The organism is Arcobacter acticola (genome assembly GCF_013177675.1).
In the GTDB taxonomy this organism is placed as follows: domain Bacteria; phylum Campylobacterota; class Campylobacteria; order Campylobacterales; family Arcobacteraceae; genus Aliarcobacter; species Aliarcobacter acticola.
The window spans coordinates 793,919-813,445 of sequence record NZ_CP042652.1; the positions used below are offsets into that span (position 1 = coordinate 793,919).

24 protein-coding genes are annotated in these 19,527 nt (G+C 27.4%); 17 read left to right on the forward strand and 7 right to left on the reverse strand.

Going from position 1 to position 19,527, the window contains the following annotated elements; translation table 11 throughout:
* The first annotated feature begins 22 nt into the window (after positions 1 to 22).
* The 9 genes from soxZ (at position 23) to AACT_RS04150 (ending at position 6,810) form a co-directional block, all read left to right on the forward strand.
* Complete coding sequence (soxZ, locus tag AACT_RS04110; RefSeq protein WP_172125208.1) at positions 23 to 328, forward strand: thiosulfate oxidation carrier complex protein SoxZ; 306 nt, start codon at positions 23 to 25, stop codon at positions 326 to 328.
* A gap of 38 nt (positions 329 to 366) precedes the next feature.
* Complete coding sequence (gene soxA, locus AACT_RS04115; RefSeq protein ID WP_172125210.1) at positions 367 to 1,281, forward strand: sulfur oxidation c-type cytochrome SoxA; 915 nt, start codon at positions 367 to 369, stop codon at positions 1,279 to 1,281.
* Between the two features lie 14 nt (positions 1,282 to 1,295).
* Positions 1,296 to 1,718 carry a hypothetical protein gene (locus AACT_RS04120; protein ID WP_172125212.1) on the forward strand — a complete coding sequence of 141 codons (423 nt, stop codon included), beginning with the start codon at positions 1,296 to 1,298 and terminating at the stop codon, positions 1,716 to 1,718.
* Between the two features lie 80 nt (positions 1,719 to 1,798).
* Positions 1,799 to 2,455 (forward strand): rhodanese-like domain-containing protein, encoded by a 657-nt coding sequence (locus tag AACT_RS04125; protein ID WP_172125214.1) that lies wholly within the window; start codon positions 1,799 to 1,801, stop codon positions 2,453 to 2,455.
* Positions 2,456 to 2,470: 15 nt separating this feature from the next.
* The gene (gene soxB / locus AACT_RS04130; protein ID WP_172125216.1) at positions 2,471 to 4,237 is read left to right on the forward strand and encodes a thiosulfohydrolase SoxB; all 1,767 of its coding nucleotides are present in this window, start codon (positions 2,471 to 2,473) and stop codon (positions 4,235 to 4,237) included.
* A gap of 99 nt (positions 4,238 to 4,336) precedes the next feature.
* Positions 4,337 to 5,125 (forward strand): thioredoxin fold domain-containing protein, encoded by a 789-nt coding sequence (locus AACT_RS04135; RefSeq protein ID WP_172125218.1) that lies wholly within the window; start codon positions 4,337 to 4,339, stop codon positions 5,123 to 5,125.
* Positions 5,122 to 5,562 (forward strand): MOSC domain-containing protein, encoded by a 441-nt coding sequence (locus AACT_RS04140; protein WP_172125220.1) that lies wholly within the window; start codon positions 5,122 to 5,124, stop codon positions 5,560 to 5,562. Before AACT_RS04135 ends, AACT_RS04140 begins: the two co-directional genes overlap by 4 nt.
* A gap of 3 nt (positions 5,563 to 5,565) precedes the next feature.
* On the forward strand, positions 5,566 to 6,003 hold the full coding sequence (locus AACT_RS04145; RefSeq protein ID WP_172125222.1) for a DsrE family protein: 438 nt from the start codon (positions 5,566 to 5,568) through the stop codon (positions 6,001 to 6,003).
* A gap of 21 nt (positions 6,004 to 6,024) precedes the next feature.
* The gene (locus tag AACT_RS04150; RefSeq protein ID WP_172125224.1) at positions 6,025 to 6,810 is read left to right on the forward strand and encodes an alpha/beta fold hydrolase; all 786 of its coding nucleotides are present in this window, start codon (positions 6,025 to 6,027) and stop codon (positions 6,808 to 6,810) included.
* A gap of 4 nt (positions 6,811 to 6,814) precedes the next feature.
* Here AACT_RS04150 and AACT_RS04155 read toward each other — a convergent pair whose 3' ends face one another.
* The 4 genes from AACT_RS04155 to AACT_RS04170 all read right to left on the reverse strand — a co-directional run bounded on the left by AACT_RS04155 (position 6,815) and on the right by AACT_RS04170 (position 9,561).
* Positions 6,815 to 7,117: a hypothetical protein gene (locus AACT_RS04155; protein ID WP_172125226.1), complete on the reverse strand. Its 303-nt coding sequence runs from the start codon at positions 7,115 to 7,117 to the stop codon at positions 6,815 to 6,817.
* 57 nt (positions 7,118 to 7,174) lie between these two features.
* Entirely contained in the window at positions 7,175 to 7,909 is a 735-nt protein-coding gene (locus AACT_RS04160; RefSeq protein ID WP_172125228.1) for an IclR family transcriptional regulator, read from the reverse strand.
* Positions 7,910 to 7,940: 31 nt separating this feature from the next.
* Complete coding sequence (locus AACT_RS04165; RefSeq protein WP_172125230.1) at positions 7,941 to 8,507, reverse strand: DJ-1/PfpI family protein; 567 nt, start codon at positions 8,505 to 8,507, stop codon at positions 7,941 to 7,943.
* A 133-nt stretch (positions 8,508 to 8,640) separates the two neighbouring features.
* Positions 8,641 to 9,561: an MBL fold metallo-hydrolase gene (locus tag AACT_RS04170; RefSeq protein ID WP_172125232.1), complete on the reverse strand. Its 921-nt coding sequence runs from the start codon at positions 9,559 to 9,561 to the stop codon at positions 8,641 to 8,643.
* A gap of 88 nt (positions 9,562 to 9,649) precedes the next feature.
* On the opposite strand from AACT_RS04170, the gene AACT_RS04175 reads away from it, so the two are divergent.
* Positions 9,650 to 10,810, forward strand: coding sequence for an HD-GYP domain-containing protein (locus tag AACT_RS04175; RefSeq protein ID WP_172125234.1), 1,161 nt, complete (start codon positions 9,650 to 9,652; stop codon positions 10,808 to 10,810).
* Here AACT_RS04175 and AACT_RS04180 read toward each other — a convergent pair.
* Positions 10,807 to 11,091: a helix-turn-helix domain-containing protein gene (locus AACT_RS04180; protein ID WP_172125236.1), complete on the reverse strand. Its 285-nt coding sequence runs from the start codon at positions 11,089 to 11,091 to the stop codon at positions 10,807 to 10,809. The genes AACT_RS04175 and AACT_RS04180 overlap by 4 nt on opposite strands.
* 99 nt (positions 11,092 to 11,190) lie before the next feature.
* Between AACT_RS04180 and AACT_RS04185 the strand changes: the two genes are divergently transcribed.
* Positions 11,191 to 12,243, forward strand: a complete 1,053-nt coding sequence (locus tag AACT_RS04185; protein WP_172125238.1) for a type I restriction endonuclease — start codon at positions 11,191 to 11,193, stop codon at positions 12,241 to 12,243.
* A gap of 41 nt (positions 12,244 to 12,284) precedes the next feature.
* Here AACT_RS04185 and AACT_RS04190 read toward each other — a convergent pair whose 3' ends face one another.
* Positions 12,285 to 12,959, reverse strand: a complete 675-nt coding sequence (locus AACT_RS04190; protein WP_172125240.1) for a rhodanese-like domain-containing protein — start codon at positions 12,957 to 12,959, stop codon at positions 12,285 to 12,287.
* A gap of 168 nt (positions 12,960 to 13,127) precedes the next feature.
* Here AACT_RS04190 and AACT_RS04195 point away from each other — a divergent pair, with 168 nt between their 5' ends.
* The 5 genes from AACT_RS04195 (at position 13,128) to AACT_RS04215 (ending at position 17,957) form a co-directional block, all read left to right on the forward strand.
* Entirely contained in the window at positions 13,128 to 15,791 is a 2,664-nt protein-coding gene (locus AACT_RS04195) for a valine--tRNA ligase (protein ID WP_172125242.1), read from the forward strand.
* A gap of 138 nt (positions 15,792 to 15,929) precedes the next feature.
* Entirely contained in the window at positions 15,930 to 16,229 is a 300-nt protein-coding gene (locus AACT_RS04200; RefSeq protein ID WP_172125244.1) for a toxin, read from the forward strand.
* Positions 16,222 to 16,488, forward strand: coding sequence for a hypothetical protein (locus tag AACT_RS04205; RefSeq protein ID WP_172125246.1), 267 nt, complete (start codon positions 16,222 to 16,224; stop codon positions 16,486 to 16,488). The genes AACT_RS04200 and AACT_RS04205 overlap by 8 nt, the downstream gene beginning before the upstream one ends.
* A gap of 25 nt (positions 16,489 to 16,513) precedes the next feature.
* On the forward strand, positions 16,514 to 16,990 hold the full coding sequence (locus AACT_RS04210) for a hypothetical protein (RefSeq protein WP_172125248.1): 477 nt from the start codon (positions 16,514 to 16,516) through the stop codon (positions 16,988 to 16,990).
* Positions 16,991 to 17,180: 190 nt separating this feature from the next.
* The gene (locus AACT_RS04215; protein WP_228720537.1) at positions 17,181 to 17,957 is read left to right on the forward strand and encodes a carbonic anhydrase; all 777 of its coding nucleotides are present in this window, start codon (positions 17,181 to 17,183) and stop codon (positions 17,955 to 17,957) included.
* Positions 17,958 to 18,206: 249 nt separating this feature from the next.
* Here AACT_RS04215 and AACT_RS04220 read toward each other — a convergent pair whose 3' ends face one another.
* Positions 18,207 to 18,629, reverse strand: a complete 423-nt coding sequence (locus AACT_RS04220; protein WP_172125250.1) for an FKBP-type peptidyl-prolyl cis-trans isomerase — start codon at positions 18,627 to 18,629, stop codon at positions 18,207 to 18,209.
* 132 nt (positions 18,630 to 18,761) lie between these two features.
* Here AACT_RS04220 and AACT_RS04225 point away from each other — a divergent pair, with 132 nt between their 5' ends.
* Positions 18,762 to 19,523, forward strand: a complete 762-nt coding sequence (locus AACT_RS04225; RefSeq protein WP_172125252.1) for a hypothetical protein — start codon at positions 18,762 to 18,764, stop codon at positions 19,521 to 19,523.
* Positions 19,524 to 19,527 lie beyond the last annotated feature (4 nt).

Below are 19,527 nucleotides of genomic sequence, written 5' to 3' on the forward strand. Positions count from 1 at the left end.
TAAAAAAATAAAAGGAATAAAAATGTCAGATACTACTAAAATCAAAGCAAAATTAAAAAATGGAATAGTTGAAGTAAAAGCATTAGCTACTCACCCAATGTTAAGTTTTCAAGAAGCTGAAAGAGCAAAAAAAGAAGCAAATTTCATTACTTACGTAGTTGCTAAAGTTGGTGGAAAAGTTGTTTATGAAGCATCAACTAGTCAATTTTTATCAAAAGATCCATACATGAAGTTTTCATTTAAAGGTGGAAATGTTGGTGATGAACTAGAGATTACTTGGAAAGATTTAAAAGGTGCTACTGATACTAGTACAGAAAAAATTAAATAATTACTAATTTTAGTAATTTATAAAAAAGGAGAGATACTATGTTATCAAAAATTGTAAAGTCAACAGCATTATTAGCATTAACAGTATGTGCTTTAAATGCTTCAGATTTCAATGCACAAGCAGAAAAAGATAGAATTGAAGCAGTAAAATATTTTGAAGCAAAGTTTGCTGATCCAGAAAAAAATAAAGATAAATTTTTTCCTTATTCAACAGATGCTGAATTAAAAAACGATTATGAGAAAAATTTAAAACATCATGATTTTAATATTGGTACTTATGCATACTCAAAAGATGCAAAAATGCAATATGATGCTATTAAAGAAATGCCTCCATATGAGTCAGATATTGAAGCAGGGGAAGAGTTATATAACAAAAAATTTGCTAATGGTAACTCTTTTGCAACTTGTTTCCCAGATCCTGCTGTAACAAATACTTATCCATTCTTTGATGATAAGAAAAAAGATGTTGTTACTTTAACATCAGCAGTAAATGATTGTTTAAGAGCTAATGGTGAAAAAGAATGGGACACTAAAAAAGGTAATATAGCAAATTTACAAGCATATTTAGTAAATGCTACTACTGAAGCTGGTAAAAAATTTGATATTAAAATTCAAAATGCAGATGCTCAAAAAGCATATGAAAATGGAAAAGAATTTTACTATACTCAAAGAGGATATTTAAAAATGTCTTGTGCAACTTGTCACGTTCAAGGTGCAGGTCAAAGGGTTAGAAATGAAAAACTTTCTCCATTAACAGGACAAATTACACAATTCCCAGTATTTAGATTAAAATGGGATAGTTTAGGTACTCTTGAAAGAAGATTATCAGGTTGTGTTGTAGATCAAGGACAAGTTCCACCAAAAGATGAAAGTACTCAAATGAAAGAATTAGTTTATTTCTTAGCGTATATGTCAAATGGTATGTCTGTTGATGGTCCAGATATAAGAAAATAATAAAGGTGAATATTATGAAAAAAACAATTTTAAAATTCGCAACAGCAACTGCATTATTAACTTATGGATTAGTTAACGCAACAGCGTCTGAAATATCTAACTTAGATGTTAAAAAAGAGTGCAATGTTGAAGCAAATGGAATAGAAAAAGTAATTGCTACTGCTGCAAAATATAATGAAATGGCAGTAAAAAATAAAATAGAGTTTATGAGACTTGGTATGAAAGCTAGTCAGTATATTGAAGCTGTTCAAGGTGCTATTAAAACAGGTTCAAAAAATATTGATATTGTTGATGACAAAAAAGTAAAGACAAGCGAAGCTACAGTTGAATTTGGAGCTTGGAGAGCTTGTTCTTTTGCAATTAGTGCATTAACACAAGATGAAGAAGCTAAAAAAACTTGGAGAGCATCAGTTCCAGGTGATGGTTATAAATATTAATTTTATTTGGATTAATGTTTAAATTAAAAAAGTCAAGAGTTTAAATCTTGACTTTTTTTTTGTTTTAGAAAAGGAATAGAATGAAATTTTTTAAAAATTTAGTAGTATCATCATTAATACTAGGACTAACTTCATCATTATCATTTGCAGAAGAAAAATTTGTTCCTATATCTGATGGTGTAAAATCAGTAGATATAACTTTAGATGGTGAAAAATTCACTATTATGAGAAATCAAACGGCAGGGAATAAAATTTCATCATTGTATGATACTACAGATAGAGGTACTCCTCAACCTATGATTTTAGCACCAGGTGTTGAAACTGTAGGTGAATTAGAATTTATTGAGTATATGAAAAAAGCTCAAACTGATACTAATATTGCAATTGTAGATTCAAGAAAACCAGGATGGTTTGCAAGACTTAGAATCCCAGGTGCCGTGAATGTTCCTTTTACAAATTTTGATGATAAAGATGATGCAATAGATATGATGGAAGATTATATGGGAATTTCTGTAAAAGATGATGGTTCTATAGATTTTTCAAAAGCTAAAACAGTAGTTCTATATTGCAATGGTTATTGGTGTGAACAAACTCCAGGAATGGTTAAGGATGCAAAATTTGCATTACTAAAAATTGGATATCCAGCTGAAAAAATCAAATACTACAGAGGTGGAATGCAAGCGTGGACTTCGCTTGGATTTACAGTTGTAGGTGATGATGCTCCTGCTGCAAAATAATTAAGGATAATAACAATGAGTAAATTAAGTAGAAGAGAATTTGTTTATATGATGGCAGTACTTGGTGCTGCTCCTGTGTTTGCTAATTCTCATACAAGAATGACAGATACAACAAATAAATTAGAAGACTATTATAAGTTAAAACCTTTTGGAAATGCTAGATTTTTGCATATGACAGATTCTCATGCACAGTTATTACCTGTATATTTTAGAGAGCCAAGTGTAAATCTTGGTTTTTATGGTAATTTTGGTAAACCACCACATATTGTTGGTGAAAAATTATTAGATTATTATGGAATTAAAGGTAATAAAAGACTTGAGTATGCATATTCATGTGTAAACTTTGAAGAACATGCAAAAGTTATGGGAAGAACAGGTGGTTTTGCTCAAATTAAAACTGTTGTTGATTATTTAAGAGATAGTTTTGGAAAAGATAAAACTCTTATGTTAGATGGTGGAGATACTTGGCAAGGAAGTGCTACTGCTCTTTATACAAGAGGTAAAGATATGGTTGGTGCTATGAATTTACTTGGTGTTGATGTAGCTGTTGGACATTGGGAATTTACATATAAAGCTGAAGAAGTTTTAGAAAATGTAAAAGCTTTAAATGCAGAATTCTTAGCACAAAATGTTTTTGTAAAAGAAACATCAATGATGAATGGAATTGAAGCATTTGATGAAGATACAGGTCATGCATTTAAACCATACACAATTAAAAAAATGGGAAATGCTAGAGTTGCTATTATTGGACAAGCATTCCCTTATACAACTATTGCAAATCCTCAAAGATTTATTCCTGATTGGACTTTTGGTATTAAAGAAGATTCAATGCAAGAAATCGTTGATATGATTAGAGAAACAGAAAAACCAGATGCTGTTATCGTTCTTTCTCATAATGGATTTGATACTGATAAAAAAATGGCAGAAGTTTGTACTGGAATTGACTTTATTATGGGTGGTCATACTCATGATGGTGTTCCTGAAGCTGTTCCTGTTAAAAACCCAGATGGTACAACTTATGTTTGTAATGCTGGAAGTAATGGTAAATTCTTAAATGTACTTGATTTAGATATTCAAAATGGAAAAATCAAAGATTTCAAATTTACATTATTACCAATTTTCTCAGATTTAATTCCTGAAGATAAAGATATGAAAAAATATATCGAAGATCAAAGATTACCTTTCTTAAAAGAATTAACAAGAGAAATTGCAACAACTGAAATGACTCTGTTTAGAAGAGGAAATTTCAACGGTTCTTGGGATCAAATTATTTGTGATGCATTACTTGAAGTAAAAGAAGCACAAATTTCATTAAGTCCAGGATTTAGATGGGGAACTTCTGTAATGCCAGGTCAAGCTATTACTTTTGATGATTTAATGACTCAAACAGCTATGACTTATCCAGAAACTTATGCAAGAGATATGTCAGGAACAGATATTAAACTAATTTTAGAAGATGTTGCTGATAACTTATTTAATGAAGATCCATTCTATCAACAAGGTGGAGATATGGTAAGAACAGGTGGTATTTCTTATAAAATTAATCCAAAAAGTAAAATGGGTGAAAGAATAACAGATATCGTTCTTACAAAAACTGGAATGAAAATTGAAGCTAACAAGTCTTATAAAGTTGCTGGTTGGTCAACTGTTGGTGCACAATCAGAAGGTGAGCCTGTATGGGAAACGGTTGAAACATACTTAAAAAATGTTAAACATATTAGTAAATTAAAAGTTGATACTCCTGATATTATCGGAGTTGCTGGAAATCCTGGAATTATTTAATTCTTGATTTAAAAGTATAAAGAGCTTCTCTTTATACTTTTTTCCATTTAATAAATTTTTTAATAAAAATATTTATTAAGTTGAAAAAAGGATTTTAATTTGATAAAAATTTTTATTGTATCTTTACTTTTATTTTTAAATCTTCATGCAGATTATAAAGAAGGTAAAGAAATCTTTGATAATAAATGTGCATCATGTCATAGTGGATATGTGGATTTAAATAGTCTAAAAGAGAATTTCTTTGCAAAAAATAATAAACTTTTGAACCTAAAAGCACCAACAGTTAATATGATTGCATATGCGATTATGGATAGTCCGAAAAAAATCGGGGATGCAACAGACCCTGAAATGCAAGAAATTGAAATAGAAAAATATCTAAAAACATATTTAGAAAATCCAGATATTTTTAATACTATTTGTGATGAACATATTTTAAGTTTTTATGATAAAAAACAAAGAATAAAATTAGAGGATGATGAGTATAACAATCTAGCAATATTTTTTATGGAATATAAAAAACATTTAGAAATTAAAGATGAAGTAAAAGATGAATTCTCTTCTAAAGACGAAGAAAAAATTTTAAAAAAAGCAAAAGATGAAAATAAACAAATTATAGTTTATGCAACAGCAAAATCTTGTTTCTTTTGTAAAAAAATGGATAAAGAAGTTTTAGGACTTGATGATATAAAAAATCTTATAAAAAAAGATTATGTTTTTGTAAAAAATGATATGGATGAAAGTGCACTGCCATTTGATTTACAAAAAGTTTATAAAAAAATAACACCTACTTTTTTTATACTTTCAAAAGATGGGAAATATATAAAACAATATCCAGGATCTTGGACTAAAAGTGATTTTATTGAAATATTAAATGAGAATCTTAAATGAAAAATCTAGGAAAAGTATTAAAAACTTTTAGTGCAACAAAAGAGTCAAGTGGCTTACCAAGACCTCAAGTAGAAAAATTAAATTTAATAGTTGATTTTGGAATTGAAAATGATAAGTTTGCAGGTAAAAAACTTGATCAAACAGTTATGATTGTAGGAATTCAATCTTATGAAATAGCAAAAGAAAATAATATAGATTTAGAGTTTGGCTCTTTAGGTGAAAATATATTATTGGATTTTGATCCACATATTTTTGAAATTGGGAAGCAATTATTGATAGAAGATTCAGTTATTGAAATAACACAAATTTGTACCGTATGTAACCATTTGAGTGTATTTGATAAAAAATTACCTGCACTCTTAAAATCTCATAGGGGACTGTATTGTAAAATCATAAAAAATGGTATTATAAAAGAAAACAAGATAGTAAAAGGATAAAAAATGAAAAAAGTGATTCTAATAGTTTTAATGGCAATCTTTTCTTATGCACAATCAACTTTTAGTGACCCTCAACCAACGTTTGAGAAACCTAGAAAGTTAGTTATAAATTTACATGATAGTAATTTAGAAGTTGTAAATCATACACTTGGCTCAATTTATAATATTTTAAAAGAGTATCCAAGTGAAACTTTAAAAGTTGCTGTTGTTCTTTATGGAAATGGAATGAGAGCTGTTAAAAAAGATTATGATAAAGCAACATTAGATAGAATAAAGTCTCTTATGGAATATGATGTTGAGTTTATAGGTTGTAAAAATACAATGGAAACAATGAACTGGACTGAAAATGATTTCATAGATGATGTTGATTACGTTCAAGCTGGAATTGTAGAAATCATTGAAAAACAAACAGCTGGATATATAGGTATTACACCTTATTAATTTAAAATAAAAGGATAAAAAATGTTAAAAAAAGCTTTATTATTTTCAAGTTTACTTATTTCTTCTAGTTTATTTGCTTCAAATATATCAAAAGAAGATTGTGCAAAAAAAGGTGATAATTTTATTTTTGCAGGAAATGAATGTATCCAATTTTATAAATCAAAAGGTGATACAGAAGATGCCTTAAATATTATTGTTCATGGAACATGGAAAGAGGGTACGAATACTCTTGCTAGATATGCTCCATTTGCTGAGAATTTATCACTTCAAACAGATATTACGACAGTTGCTGTTGCCCTTCCTGGCTATTCAGATTCATCTACAAATAATTTTAAATCTCTAGCTCATGAAGGGGATGGAAACTTATCTGTAAAAAAAGAGTACGTTGAGTTTTTAGCTTCACTTGTTGAGGCATTGAAAGAAAAATTTCATGCATCAAAAGTTACATATATAGGTCATAGTGCTGGTTGTACTATGGGGGCTACTATGACTGGATTAAATCCACATTTAGTGAATAATCTAGTTTGTGCAGGTGGTGTTTATAATATCCATGAAAAAGAGCAAGGAAAAGATTTAATATCAATGACTGATGTTTTACATAGTGTAAATAAAGATATGAAAATGGTTCTAGTTTATGGAACTGCTGATGATATTTCTAAACCTCAAATTACAATTGATTTTTATAATTTAGCAAAAGAAAAAGGCTTTAATGTAAAATTAGTTGAAGCTAAAGATGCTCCACATTTAGACTTAGATATGACAGATGCATCTGTTGATGCTATCGTTGAAGTAGTTGAAGAAGATTAATCTTTTAAAGATTATTCTTCTGTGGAATAACTGCATAAATTGGTATATTCACAGCAAGCAAACTTGAAACTATTTCAGGTATTTGCTGTGCACATATATCTAAAACAAAGCCATGTTTTAGATTCTTCATATTTTTAATATAACTTATATCTAATAAAATCTCTTCAGCTAGTTTTTTGTCAGCAACTTCAAAATATACTGATAAATCATCTTCGCTATAATCAAACTTTATTCCTGTAACATTTTTATTAGTATCTTTTTTTTGAAATGTAAATATTTTAAATAGTTTAGTAAAAAAACTTTTCATAAAACCTCTTTTTTTTAAGTGGCTTATATTAGTAATTTAGTGTGTAAAAAAAGTGAACTAATAGCTTATAATATGTTTCGAAACCAAATTTGATATAACTTCACCTATTTCATGAATTTTTTTAGAATCTAGTCTTATTGAATTTCCAGATATTCCAACAGCACCTATAAGAATATTCTCTTTATTGAACAAAGGAACCGCAACACAACACATACCATCTTGATACTCTTTATTATCAATAGAATATCCTTTTTCTCTAACTTGCTCAATATCTTTTTTAAGTTTATTTATATTTGTTATTGTGTTATTTGTGTATTGATTGAATTTAATTTTTTCCAAATCATAATTTCCAAAAGCTAAGATAGATTTCCCAAGAGCACTTGTGTGTAAATTTGTTTGAACACCTATATTATTTCTTGTTTTTAGTTCTTGATTAGATAAATCAATTTGATTAATATATGAAACTTTATAATCATCAAAAATACCTAAGTAAGCACATTCATTTGTAGTTTTTGAAATCTCTTCAAGTAAAACTTTTGTTTTTTTGATTAGGAGTTCTATTTTTGTAGATTGGTTCGTTTTATTTAAAATATCATTTGCGATTATTTCATTTGAATTTTCCAAGTATGAGATAAAATCTTCATCTTTTAGTGTTTTTAAAAGTCTTGACATGGTACTTTTATCAATTTGTAATTTTTCGCATAAAGTAACTGCTAAAATAGGTTTACCATAATCTGCGATAAACCTATAAACTTTTAAACCCTTTGATAAAGATTTTATTAAAGATGGCATAATAAACCTTTTTTGATTTATTATAACCTATTTATTTTGTTAATAACTCATTAAATTTTGCTAACCACTCAGGATGTGCAGGCCAAGCAGCAGCTGTGACTAAGTTTCCATCTACTATAGCACTTTCAAATCCAATATCAGCCCATGTTCCACCGCTTAGTCCAACATCTGGAGCACAAGCTGGATAACAAGAACAAGTTTTATTTGCAATAATCCCTGCAGCTGCAAGAACTAATATACCATGACAAACTGAAGCTATTGGTTTATTTGCAGAATTAAAATTTTGAACAATTTCAATAACTCTTGGATTTAATCTAATATATTCAGGAGCACGACCACCAGGAATCACTAATGCATCATAAGTTGATTCAACAACTTCATCAAATGAAGCATTTAACGTGAAGTTATGACCTGGTTTTTCTGTATAAGTTTGATCACCTTCAAAATCATGAATTGCTGTTTTAATTTGATCATTTGCTTTTTTATTTGGACAAACAACATCAACTGTATAACCTAACATTTTTAAACATTGAAATGGAACCATTAATTCGTAATCTTCTACGAAATCACCAGCTAATATAAGAATTTTTTTTGACATAACTTCTCCTTAATTTTATTAATTAAAGATATATTATAAGAAATATATTTAAAAAGAAATTTATTTTAAAAGTAGTTTTTTATAGTTTCACATAGTGAAACTATAAAATAATTAAGATAGAAAAAAGAAGAATTTAATCTTCTTCGTAAAACTCTAATTCTCTAAATGCATCGTATACATTTTTACTATTTAACTCACCATATAAAGGTTTGTCTTTAAACTCATCCATTGTTACAACTTTTGTTATCTCTGTTCCACTTGTATCATTTTCAATAGCTTCTAAAACCCTTTGTTTTAATAAAGAAAAATACTCTACTGTATCATTTATAGCTGTTTTTGAAGTATCAAGACCATGACCTGCTACTAGGTAATTCCAATCTTTTTCTTTTATCATATCAATAGCTTTTAAAGTACCAATTACTGAACCATCTCTATTTGATGTTACTCTTCCATTCATAATAACATCACCTGAGAAAAGAATTTTTTCACTAGGTATAAAAACAAATAAATCCTCTGAAGTATGAGCTTTTACACCTGTTGGAATAATTGTAATTTCTTTATTTCCTATTTTTAAGGTTCTCGTTTCATTTACAACATCATCAACAGGAATTATTTTTGTTCCTTTGAAATCTTCTTTTGATAAAACTTGATGCATTCTTGTAATAGTATTTTCATTGTATTCTTTATTTATCAAAGATGGCCCTAATATTTTTGCATTAAATTTTTCTTTGTAAAAACTATTTCCTAACCAATGGTCATCATGACTATGAGTTGAAATAACTGTACTTACAGGAAGTTTTTCTATTTTTGACATAGCTTCATATGCTTGTGAAGCAAAGCCATAACTTGCTCCTGAGTCAATCAAAACATAACTTTTATCAGCTTTTACATAGCAACTATTTGACATAAAGCCACCATTTTCTTTTGTAGGCATATCAAGTTTTCCTAAAAAACACCAAACGTCATTTGTTACTTTTACTGGTTTTAAATTATAATCAAATGCAAAAGTATAAACTGATGATAAGAATATCGATGATAAAATTTTTTTGAACATAAGTCTCCTTTTAATTTATAATTAAAAATTATATTGTAATATCACTTTTATATAAGTAATAATTTTAATTTAATATAGGATTTAAAATATGGATAAGAAAAAACAGATGCAATTTAATCTGAATAATTTTTTATTAGCTACAAGTATAGCTTTAGATTTTGTTTCAAAAGATAGATATAAAATAAGTTTAGGACACGCAAAAAGAGTTGCATATATTGCTTTAAATATTGGAATAAAAATGGATTTTACTCCTGAAGAATTAAGTGATTTATGCTCTTATTCTTTAGTTTCTTCACTTGCATTAAATCAAAGTACTAATGATAAAGAGTTTTGTGAGATATCTCAAGAGTGTATAAAAGATTTTCCTTTTTTAACACAAAAAGAAAACGTATTAAAATATCAAAAAGAAAAAATTGATGGAAGTGGAATTTTTGCTTTAAAAGGTGATGAAATACCTTTGTTTTCGCAAATAATCTTTTTAGCAAAAACACTTGACATAATGTACGATTTTGGAAAAGAAAATATTAAAAGTAGATTTGATGCAATTGAGTTTACAAAAGATAAATTAGATATGTATTTTTCAAGAGATTTAATCGAAAAATTCTTTGAATGTGTTAGAGAAACAAGCTTTTGGCAAGATATGTTAAATGAACAAGATACTTTGATGTTTATTTATTCTTCATTACATGATTTTACAAATCCATTAGATTTTGAAGAGATTCTAAAAATCACAACAATTTTTTATAAAATCGAAAATCCTCAATCAAGGTTAATAGAATTAAGTGAAATTATGTGTGAATTTTATGTCTTAGATCACAAAGATAAATTAATTTTTTTAATAACTTCTAGTTTATGTACTATTGGAAAATTAACTTTAGGAAAAGAGTTATTAGAAAAAGAGTCTGATCTCGATATTTATGAAATTGAAAAAATAAAAACTTATCCATACTATACTAGAAAGATTTTACAAAATATTATTGGATTTACTGATATTGCATCAAGTGCATCAAAAGTTCAAGAAAGATTAGATGGAAGTGGCTATATTTGTGCATTATTAGGTAAAGATTTAACATTTAAAGACAGATTACTTCAAAGTTTAAATTCATATAATGCATTAAGACAAAATAGAACATATAGAGAGTTATTTAGTCACGAAGAAGCTATCGAGATTTTAAAATTTGAAGCAAGTGAAAATAGATTTGATTTAGCAATTATTGAAGATATAGATAAGGTTTTGAAAACAATTTAAGATAATTCTTTTGAATTATCTTTTATCTCTATACCTTGGAAAAAGTCTTTAATATCAACATTTAATATAATTGCAATTTTAAAAATATGTTCCATATTAAAATGATGATTGTCTTTAAAGTTTTCACATCTACTATAAAAAGCAGTAGATTTTAATCCCATTTCTAAAACTAAATCAAGCTGAGGCTTATTTTTCTCATTTCTAATTCTCTTAACATTCTGTGAAACTAATTTATAAAAATTGTTAATATCTTCATCTTTTACTAATGATAAGCTTTTCATTTTATGTTTAACTTTATGTTTTATTTTGAGTTTAACAATAAATAATATTTTAAGCAATTTTATATATAATATTGCTATATATAACAAATAGGAATTAAAATGGATTTTCAAACAAAACTACAAGAATTGGTTAAAAGAATAGAAAGTTTAAGAAATAGTGTACAAACAGAAGAAGCAACGAAACATTCTTTTGTAATGCCATTTATTTCTTTATTAGGTTATGATATTTTTAATCCTAATATTGTAATTCCTGAATTTACTGCAGATATAGGTAAGAAAAAGGGTGAAAAAGTTGATTATGCAATTATTCAGGATGGAAAGCCTTTAATTCTTATTGAGGTAAAAAACCATACTGAAAATTTAGATAATCATGATAAGCAATTAGAAAGATATTTTACTGTTACAGAAAGTAAGTTTGGTATTTTAACTAATGGTATTGAGTATAGATTTTATTCAGATTTAGATAAACCAAATAAAATGGATGGAAAACCTTTTTTAGTTATTAATCTATTGAATTTAAAAGATAGAGACATAAAAGAATTAGAAAGATTTTCAATAGAAAATATAGATATTGAGAAAATTCTAAATATGGCAAATAAGCAAAAGTACATTGTACAAATAAAAAAAATATTTAAACAAGAATCAATTGAACCAAGTGATGATTTTATAAGATTTTTTGCAACAAAAGCTACAGATAGAAGACTGATTCAACCAGTAATTGAAGAGTTTAAAGCTTATATAAAAATCGCATTTTCAGAAATTATAAATGATATGGTTCAAGATAAAATTAATTCACTAAATACTCAATTGTCAGTTGAAATAGATAATGTTATTGAAGAAGATGTAGTTAATAATGATGGAATTGATACAACAGAAGAAGAACTTGAAGGATTCTATATCGTTAAATCAATTCTCGCAGAAAAAATTTCTTTATCTAGAATAATTGCAAGGGATACCAAAAGCTATTTTGGTATTTTATTAGATGATAATAATAGAAAATGGATTTGTAGATTAAGATTTAATACATCTCAAAAATATATTTCATTACATGAATCAGAAAAAGAAGAAATAAAATATACTATAAGTAAATTAGAAGACATATATTCTTTCAGAGATAAATTAATTTCAATAGTTGAAAGATTGGAAAAATAAAATGTATATAAAAGAGAGTTAAAAAACTCTCTTTTATATTTTTATGGTTTGATAGTAGTTAATCCAAGACTTAACCAAGATTGCATTCCACCTCTGTACCATTTCATTTTTGTTTCAGGGTATCCAATATCAGATAGATATTTCATAGATTCAGGTGATTGTCCACACCATGCACCATTACAAAACATTAATAGTGTTTTTGCATTTGTAAAATCATATTTACCATCAACTTTTTTTACACCTAATATTTCTAAATACTCTTCAAACTCATCAGGATATTGTGATTGTTTTAAATATGTATAAGGTACGTTAACAGCACTTGGAATTGTTTCATGGTAGAACCAATTTTCTGTTCTTGAGTCAACTAACATCATAGTTTTATCATTTTTAGCTTTTTCTATAAAGTCTAAAACTTCAACTTCTCCAAAAGTTTCTACTTTATCAGAAAACTTCATAGGAGCGATTTTTCCCATATATGTAACAAAAGCTCTTTTACAATCAGCTTTTACAGAATCAGCGGCTTGATGATTTCCACCATATACTACTTTTGGGTCAAAATTTACACCTAAACATTCTTGTGGTTTTTCTCTTTTTATAATAAGTGTTTTTGCTTCGTCATTTGAATTTTTGATCTTTATTTCAACTCCATCATTTTGCAAGTCAACGGCAAATATTGAAGATGCGAGAACAAAACTTCCTATAATTATTTTTAACATTTTTCTCTCCTTAATATTTAAAATAGATAGAATTAATTATATCATAGATATTAGAAGAAGTAATAATATATAATTTAAAAAATTTCTTTTATATAAAAAAGTCAAATAACAAGCTAAGTAAAAAGTGGATATAATCGCGAATATTTAAGAAAAATTATAGGATTTTTAATGAGCGAAAAATACGAACCATCACAAGTAGAAGATAAATTTTATAAAATATGGGAAGATAGAGGATATTTCGAAATAGAAGGAAATAAGTCTATTCAAGAGTCTGATGAAAATGGAAAACAAAAAACATTTTCAATCATGATGCCCCCGCCAAATGTAACAGGAAGCCTGCATATAGGTCATGCTTTAACTTTCACATTACAAGATATTATTACTAGATATAAAAGAATGGACGGGTTTAAAACTCTTTGGCAACCAGGAACTGACCATGCCGGAATTGCAACTCAAAACGTTGTTGAAAAACAATTATTAGCTGAGGGTACAACTAAAGAAGAAATCGGTAGAGAAAAGTTTTTAGAACGTGCTTGGTTACAAAAAGAAACATCTGGTGGAAATATAGTTCACCAAATGAGAAAACTAGGTGTTACTCCTGCTTGGAAAAGAGAAAGATTTACTATGGATGAGGGATTAAAAGAAGCTGTAAAAGAAGCTTTTATTTCTTTATACAATGAAGGTCATATTACTCAAAATAACTACATGGTAAATTGGTGTACACATGATGGTGCATTATCAGACATCGAAGTTGAACACGAAGAAGTAAACGGTAAGTTTTATCACATGATTTATAAATTTGCAGATGGAAGTGGTGAACTTCAAGTGGCAACTACAAGACCTGAAACATACTTTGGGGATACTGCAATTATGGTTCACCCTGATGATAGCAGATATAAATCAATCGTTGGAAAAGAAGTATTATTACCACTAACTGATAGAACTATCAAAGTAATCACCGATTCACACGTTGATATGGAGTTTGGAACAGGTGTTGTAAAAGTAACTCCTGCACATGACCAAAACGATTATGAGGTTGGAAAAAGACACGATTTAGAGTTCATTAAAGTATTTGATGAAAAGGGTATTTTAAACGAATATTGTGGAGAGTTTGCAGGACTTGAAAGACTTGAAGCACGACCTGTTATCGTAAAAGCTTTAGAAAACTCAGGTTATATTGTAAAAATTGAAGACCACGTTCACCAAGTAGGGCATTGTTATAGATGTAAAAATATTGTTGAGCCATTTATTTCTCAACAATGGTTTTTAAGTTCTGAAATGGCTCAAGAGTCTATTCGAAAAACAAAAGAGACTACAAAAGAAAGAGCACAAACTGGTGAGCATAATGGAACACTTTTTCATCCTGCACATTGGATAAATTCATATACAGCTTGGATGGATGAGTTAAGACCTTGGTGTATTTCTAGACAACTTTGGTGGGGACATAGAATTCCTGTATTTACTTGTGATGATTGTGGACATCAATGGGCTGATAAAGCTGATGAGCCAGAGAAATGTCCAAAATGTGGTGGTAAACATCATACTCAAGATCCAGATGTTCTTGATACTTGGTTCTCTTCAGCACTTTGGGCAATGTCACCATTAGGTTGGGGAAATAATGGAAAATTAGAAGAACTTTATAATGACACAGATGAAGCTGATTTTTATCCAAATAGTCTATTAATTACAGGGTTTGATATTATGTTCTTCTGGGTAGCTAGAATGATGATGATGGGAGAGCACTTCAAAAAAGAATTACCATTTAAAGATATTTACATGCATGCACTTGTACGTGATGAGTTTGGTGCTAAAATGTCTAAATCAAAAGGAAATGTAATTGACCCTCTTGATATGGTAAATGAGCATAGTGCTGATATTATCAGATTTACATTAGCGTATTTATGTGTTCAAGGTAGAGACATAAAACTTGGAGCTAAAAATTTAGAGCAATTTAGAAACTTTACAAATAAACTTTATAATGCAAGTAATTTCTTACAGTTAAATGTGGAAACTTTCCCTGATTTAAAAGATATTACGATTAAAACGCCACTTGGTCTTTATATGCAAAGTAAATTAAGTGATGCAGTTGATGAGTTAAGAAATGCATTAGAAACTTATAAATTCAATGAATCAGCGTCTATTTTATACAAATTTGTATGGAATGAATTTTGTGACTGGGGAATTGAATATGCGAAAGCTAGCAAAGACTCTGTTGTAGAGCTTGGTGCAATTTTCAAAGAAACTTTAAAAATGGTATCTCCATTTATGCCATTTATTTCTGATTTCTTATATCATAAATTATCTGGAACAACTTTAGAAGAGGGTGAATCTTTAATGGTAAATCCTTTCCCTAAAAATATTGCAAAAAATCAAGAAATTGAAGATATGTTTGCAATCATTGAAGAAGCAATTACCGCAATTAGAAGAGCAAAAGTTATCATAGATATGGGTAACTCAAAAATTGCAAAAGCATATATAAAAATCAATAAAAATATTGATAATGAAATGGCAAAACCATTTATCGAAAAACTTGCAAAAGTAGAAAATTTAGAGTTTGTATCTGCAAAAGTAGAAAACTCAATCACAGATGTAAGTGATAATCTAGAAGTTTATATCCCAAGAGGTGAAATTGATATGGCGCCAATTATTTCTAAACTTTCTAAACAACAAGAAAAATTAGAAAAAGAGATAGCAAAACTTTCAGGAATGTTAAACAATGAAAGATTTGTAGCAAATGCACCTGCAAATGTTTTAGAAGAAAATAGAGCAGGTTTAGCCCTTGCTGAAGATAAACTAGCTAAGGTTGTTGCTGAATTGAAGTCTTTGAGTTAATAAAAGATTTTTAGTTAGATTTTTGGAAAGCCCTGTCAAGTTTTGATGGGGCTTTTTTAATGTTCAAAAATAAAAAATATTATATTTGACTTTTACATTTAATTACAATAAAATACATTGTATATATAAGGTGATAAAATGATTAAAAGTAAAAATATTCGATATAGTCTTGAAAAGAATGAGCTTTTAAAAATCGAACGAGATATTAGTTTTGAAGATGTTATATTAGCTATTGAAAATGGAAATTTACTTGATGATATAAAACATCCAAATGAAGATAAATATCCAAATCAAAATGTGTTTATTATTTTGGTTAAAATAAAAGATTATGTTTATTTGGTGCCTTATGTTGAAGATGAAACTTCAATATTTTTAAAAACAATTATACCTTCAATACAAATGAATAAAAAATATAATAAAGGACTTTCAAATGATTAAATTAGATGAATATGAACAAGATATTTTAGAAAGTGTAGAAAATGGAGAATGGGAAAGTAAAAAAGATATTGATGATAGATTGCAACAACTGCAATTCTATATAAAAAATCAAAAGAAAAAAGCCATTTCAATTAGAGTAAATGAAAATGATATTTATGAACTTAAGAAGAAAGCTTTGGAAAATTCAATTCCATATCAAAACTTAATTCAAATATTAATACATCAATTTGCAACAAATAAAATACATTTAAATATGTAACTAAATATAAATAAAAGGAAGAGAAATGAAAAATATTATAATAAGCATATTCTTTGCATTTGGATTATTAACAAATTTAGTAGCAAATGATTTAACGCAAGAAAATGTAAAAAGTTTTTTACTTGATTCAGATAGATTAGTTTTAAGTAAAAATGTTGATAAATTAGGTGAACTTTTAGATGAAAATGTTGATATCACAATAAATGTTGATTTTAACGGTAACAAACAAAAAACAAAACTTACAAAAGCTGAATATTTAGCAAAAACAAAAGAAGGCTTTGACTCTACTCAAAATTATTCTTATAAAATCTTAGATAGAAAGATTAAAATAAAAGACAATACTGCATATATTGTAGAACAAGCTCAAGAAAAATATACTTATAATAATGAAAATGTAACTGGTAGTTCAAAAGTAAATAATGAAATTAAATCAATCAATAATAAATTGAAATTTGTTAAAATAGAGGTTTTTCTAAATAATATACAAGTAGAAAAACTTTAGAATTCAATAAAATAATCTATCTTTTAAAGCTCTGTTAATCCAACAGAGCTTTTTTTAATTTAAGCTAAAATAATTAAGTGATTTATTTATAAATTTAGATAATATTATATTGCAATATTTTATTTTTTATTACATATAAGTAATCAAGAAATAAGGGCTTTGTAACTTAATATCCAAATAAAGGACCAGATTGAAAAAAATAATTTCATTATCATTAGTAGCAATTGCTGCCATGGTTTTAGCAACAGGTTGTACAAGTCATTCAGAGAATTCTGAACATGGAAAATCTCATGAAGCACATTGGGGGTATGAAGGTAAATATTCTCCATCTCATTGGGGAGAGATGAAAGAAGAATTTGCAATGTGTTCACAGGGTAAAGTTCAATCACCAATAAATATTATTCCTACAGAAGATATTGATTTAAAAGCATTAGATTTTAAATATAATACAAATTCTATGGATGTAGTTAATAATGGGCATACAGTTCAAGTAAATATACTTGCAGGAAGTACTGTAAATATTGCTGGTACAGATTATGAACTTAAACAATTTCATTTTCATACACCTAGTGAAAATAATATAAATGGTAAGGCATATCCTCTTGAGGCGCATTTTGTTCATGCTGCAAAAGATGGTAGTTTAGCTGTTGTTGCTGTAATGTATGAAGAAGGAAAAGAAAATCCTATTATAGAAAAAATATGGTCAAAATTTCCACTTAAAGCAAATGAAAAAGTTTCTATATCTTTAAGTGCAAATGATATTCAAGCTATGTTGCCATCAAATAAAGATTATTACAAGTTCATGGGATCTTTAACAACTCCACCATGTTCTGAAAATGTAAAATGGAATGTATTTAAAACGTCAATGCCAATTTCAAAAGAACAAGTAAAACAATTCTTTGATACATTTGAACATGCAAATAACAGACCTATTCAAAATATAAATGGAAGAAGTATTTTACAATAGAGAATATAAGGAATAAAGAGATTTAATCTCTTTATTCTTTAAGAAGTTTACTGATTATTTAGAACTTTTTTTAGCTACTTTCTCAGCTTTTTTTTCTTTCATTGATTTTGCTGGTGCTTTTTTTACAGCTTTTTGTACATCTTTACCTTTTGCCATTTTTACTCCTTTTTATGATTATATGAAGAATTATAGCCTAAAAAATCATATTTGATATAATGAATGTTACATATACTGTTTATAAAAAAATATTTATAAAAGCGAATCTATTTTTACTTTATACTCTAAATCTTTTCCTGCTAGTGGATGGTTAAAATCAACTTTAACTTCATATTCTGTAATTTCTTTTACTATGAATTGAATAGGTTGATCATCTGCATCTTGAGCTTGAATTTGCATACCAATTTTTAAATCTTTGATTCCTTCAAATTGTTTCATTGGAAGAGTTTGAATTCCTGCTGGATCATATTCTCCATAGGCTTCTGCCGCTGGAACTAAGATATCTGCTGCTTCTCCTGATTTCATATTTATTATTCTTTTTTCAAGCCCTGCTATTACTTGTCCTACACCAAACTGAAATTCAAAAGGTTTATTACTTCTACTTCCATCTACAACTATTCCATCAACTCTAACTTCAAACATAATTTTTACTGTTTGATTAATCTCTATAGGCATATTACCCCTTTTTTTAGTTTATGAACTATATAGTATTTAAAATTAAATATCAAATAATTGGTTTATTGAAGAATTAGATGAAGTTTTTTATTGTATACTAAATAATAATTAAATACATTAAGGAGAATGTACATGAAGTTAAAAACAGTTCAAATTTTCTTTTTGATTTTTACATCTATTTTCTTTCAAGCTTGTGCTTTTAATACAAGTGGTTTAAAAAGTCTTGCCCAATCAAATTCAGCATCTCAAATCGAAGAGTATAAAGTTGAGATATTAGAATCTTTAATCACTTATAAAAATAAATTAGATTTAAGAAATCCTAGTGCTTTTAACAAAGATATAAAAGATGATATTATCAATGAAATATCTATAAACCAAGATTATATTCATATAATACAAGATGTAGTCAAACTAGAAACTTATGAAGATTATTTTTATTATGCATTTTCAGATAAAAATATAAATAATAGAAATGATTTGTTAATACTTGGAATGTACAAACTTATTTTTAAAGCTTATGCAATGGAAAGAGAACATCAATTTGTTTCATTTTCATATAACAAAGAAGAGATGCAAAATTTGCATAAATACTTACAAGTTATAAGATGGAAAATAAAAACAGCAAAAAATGAAAAAGGTCAGTATTTATTTAATACTTGGCAAAATAATTGGCAAATAGAATTAGAAAAAAAATATGTAGATGACTATAATATTATCAATGATTTGGAGTATATTAAATCAGAAAAAGAGAGTGTTTACGATTACTCAAATTTTTCTTTTGAAATAGTTCTTTCAAAAATTATTGTAAATGTTGAGCATACTTTGAAAAAAATAAATATTGAACCTTTTGAAATGGGATTTAGTACTCTCAAAAGCTTTATTTTTGTAATTTAAGTAT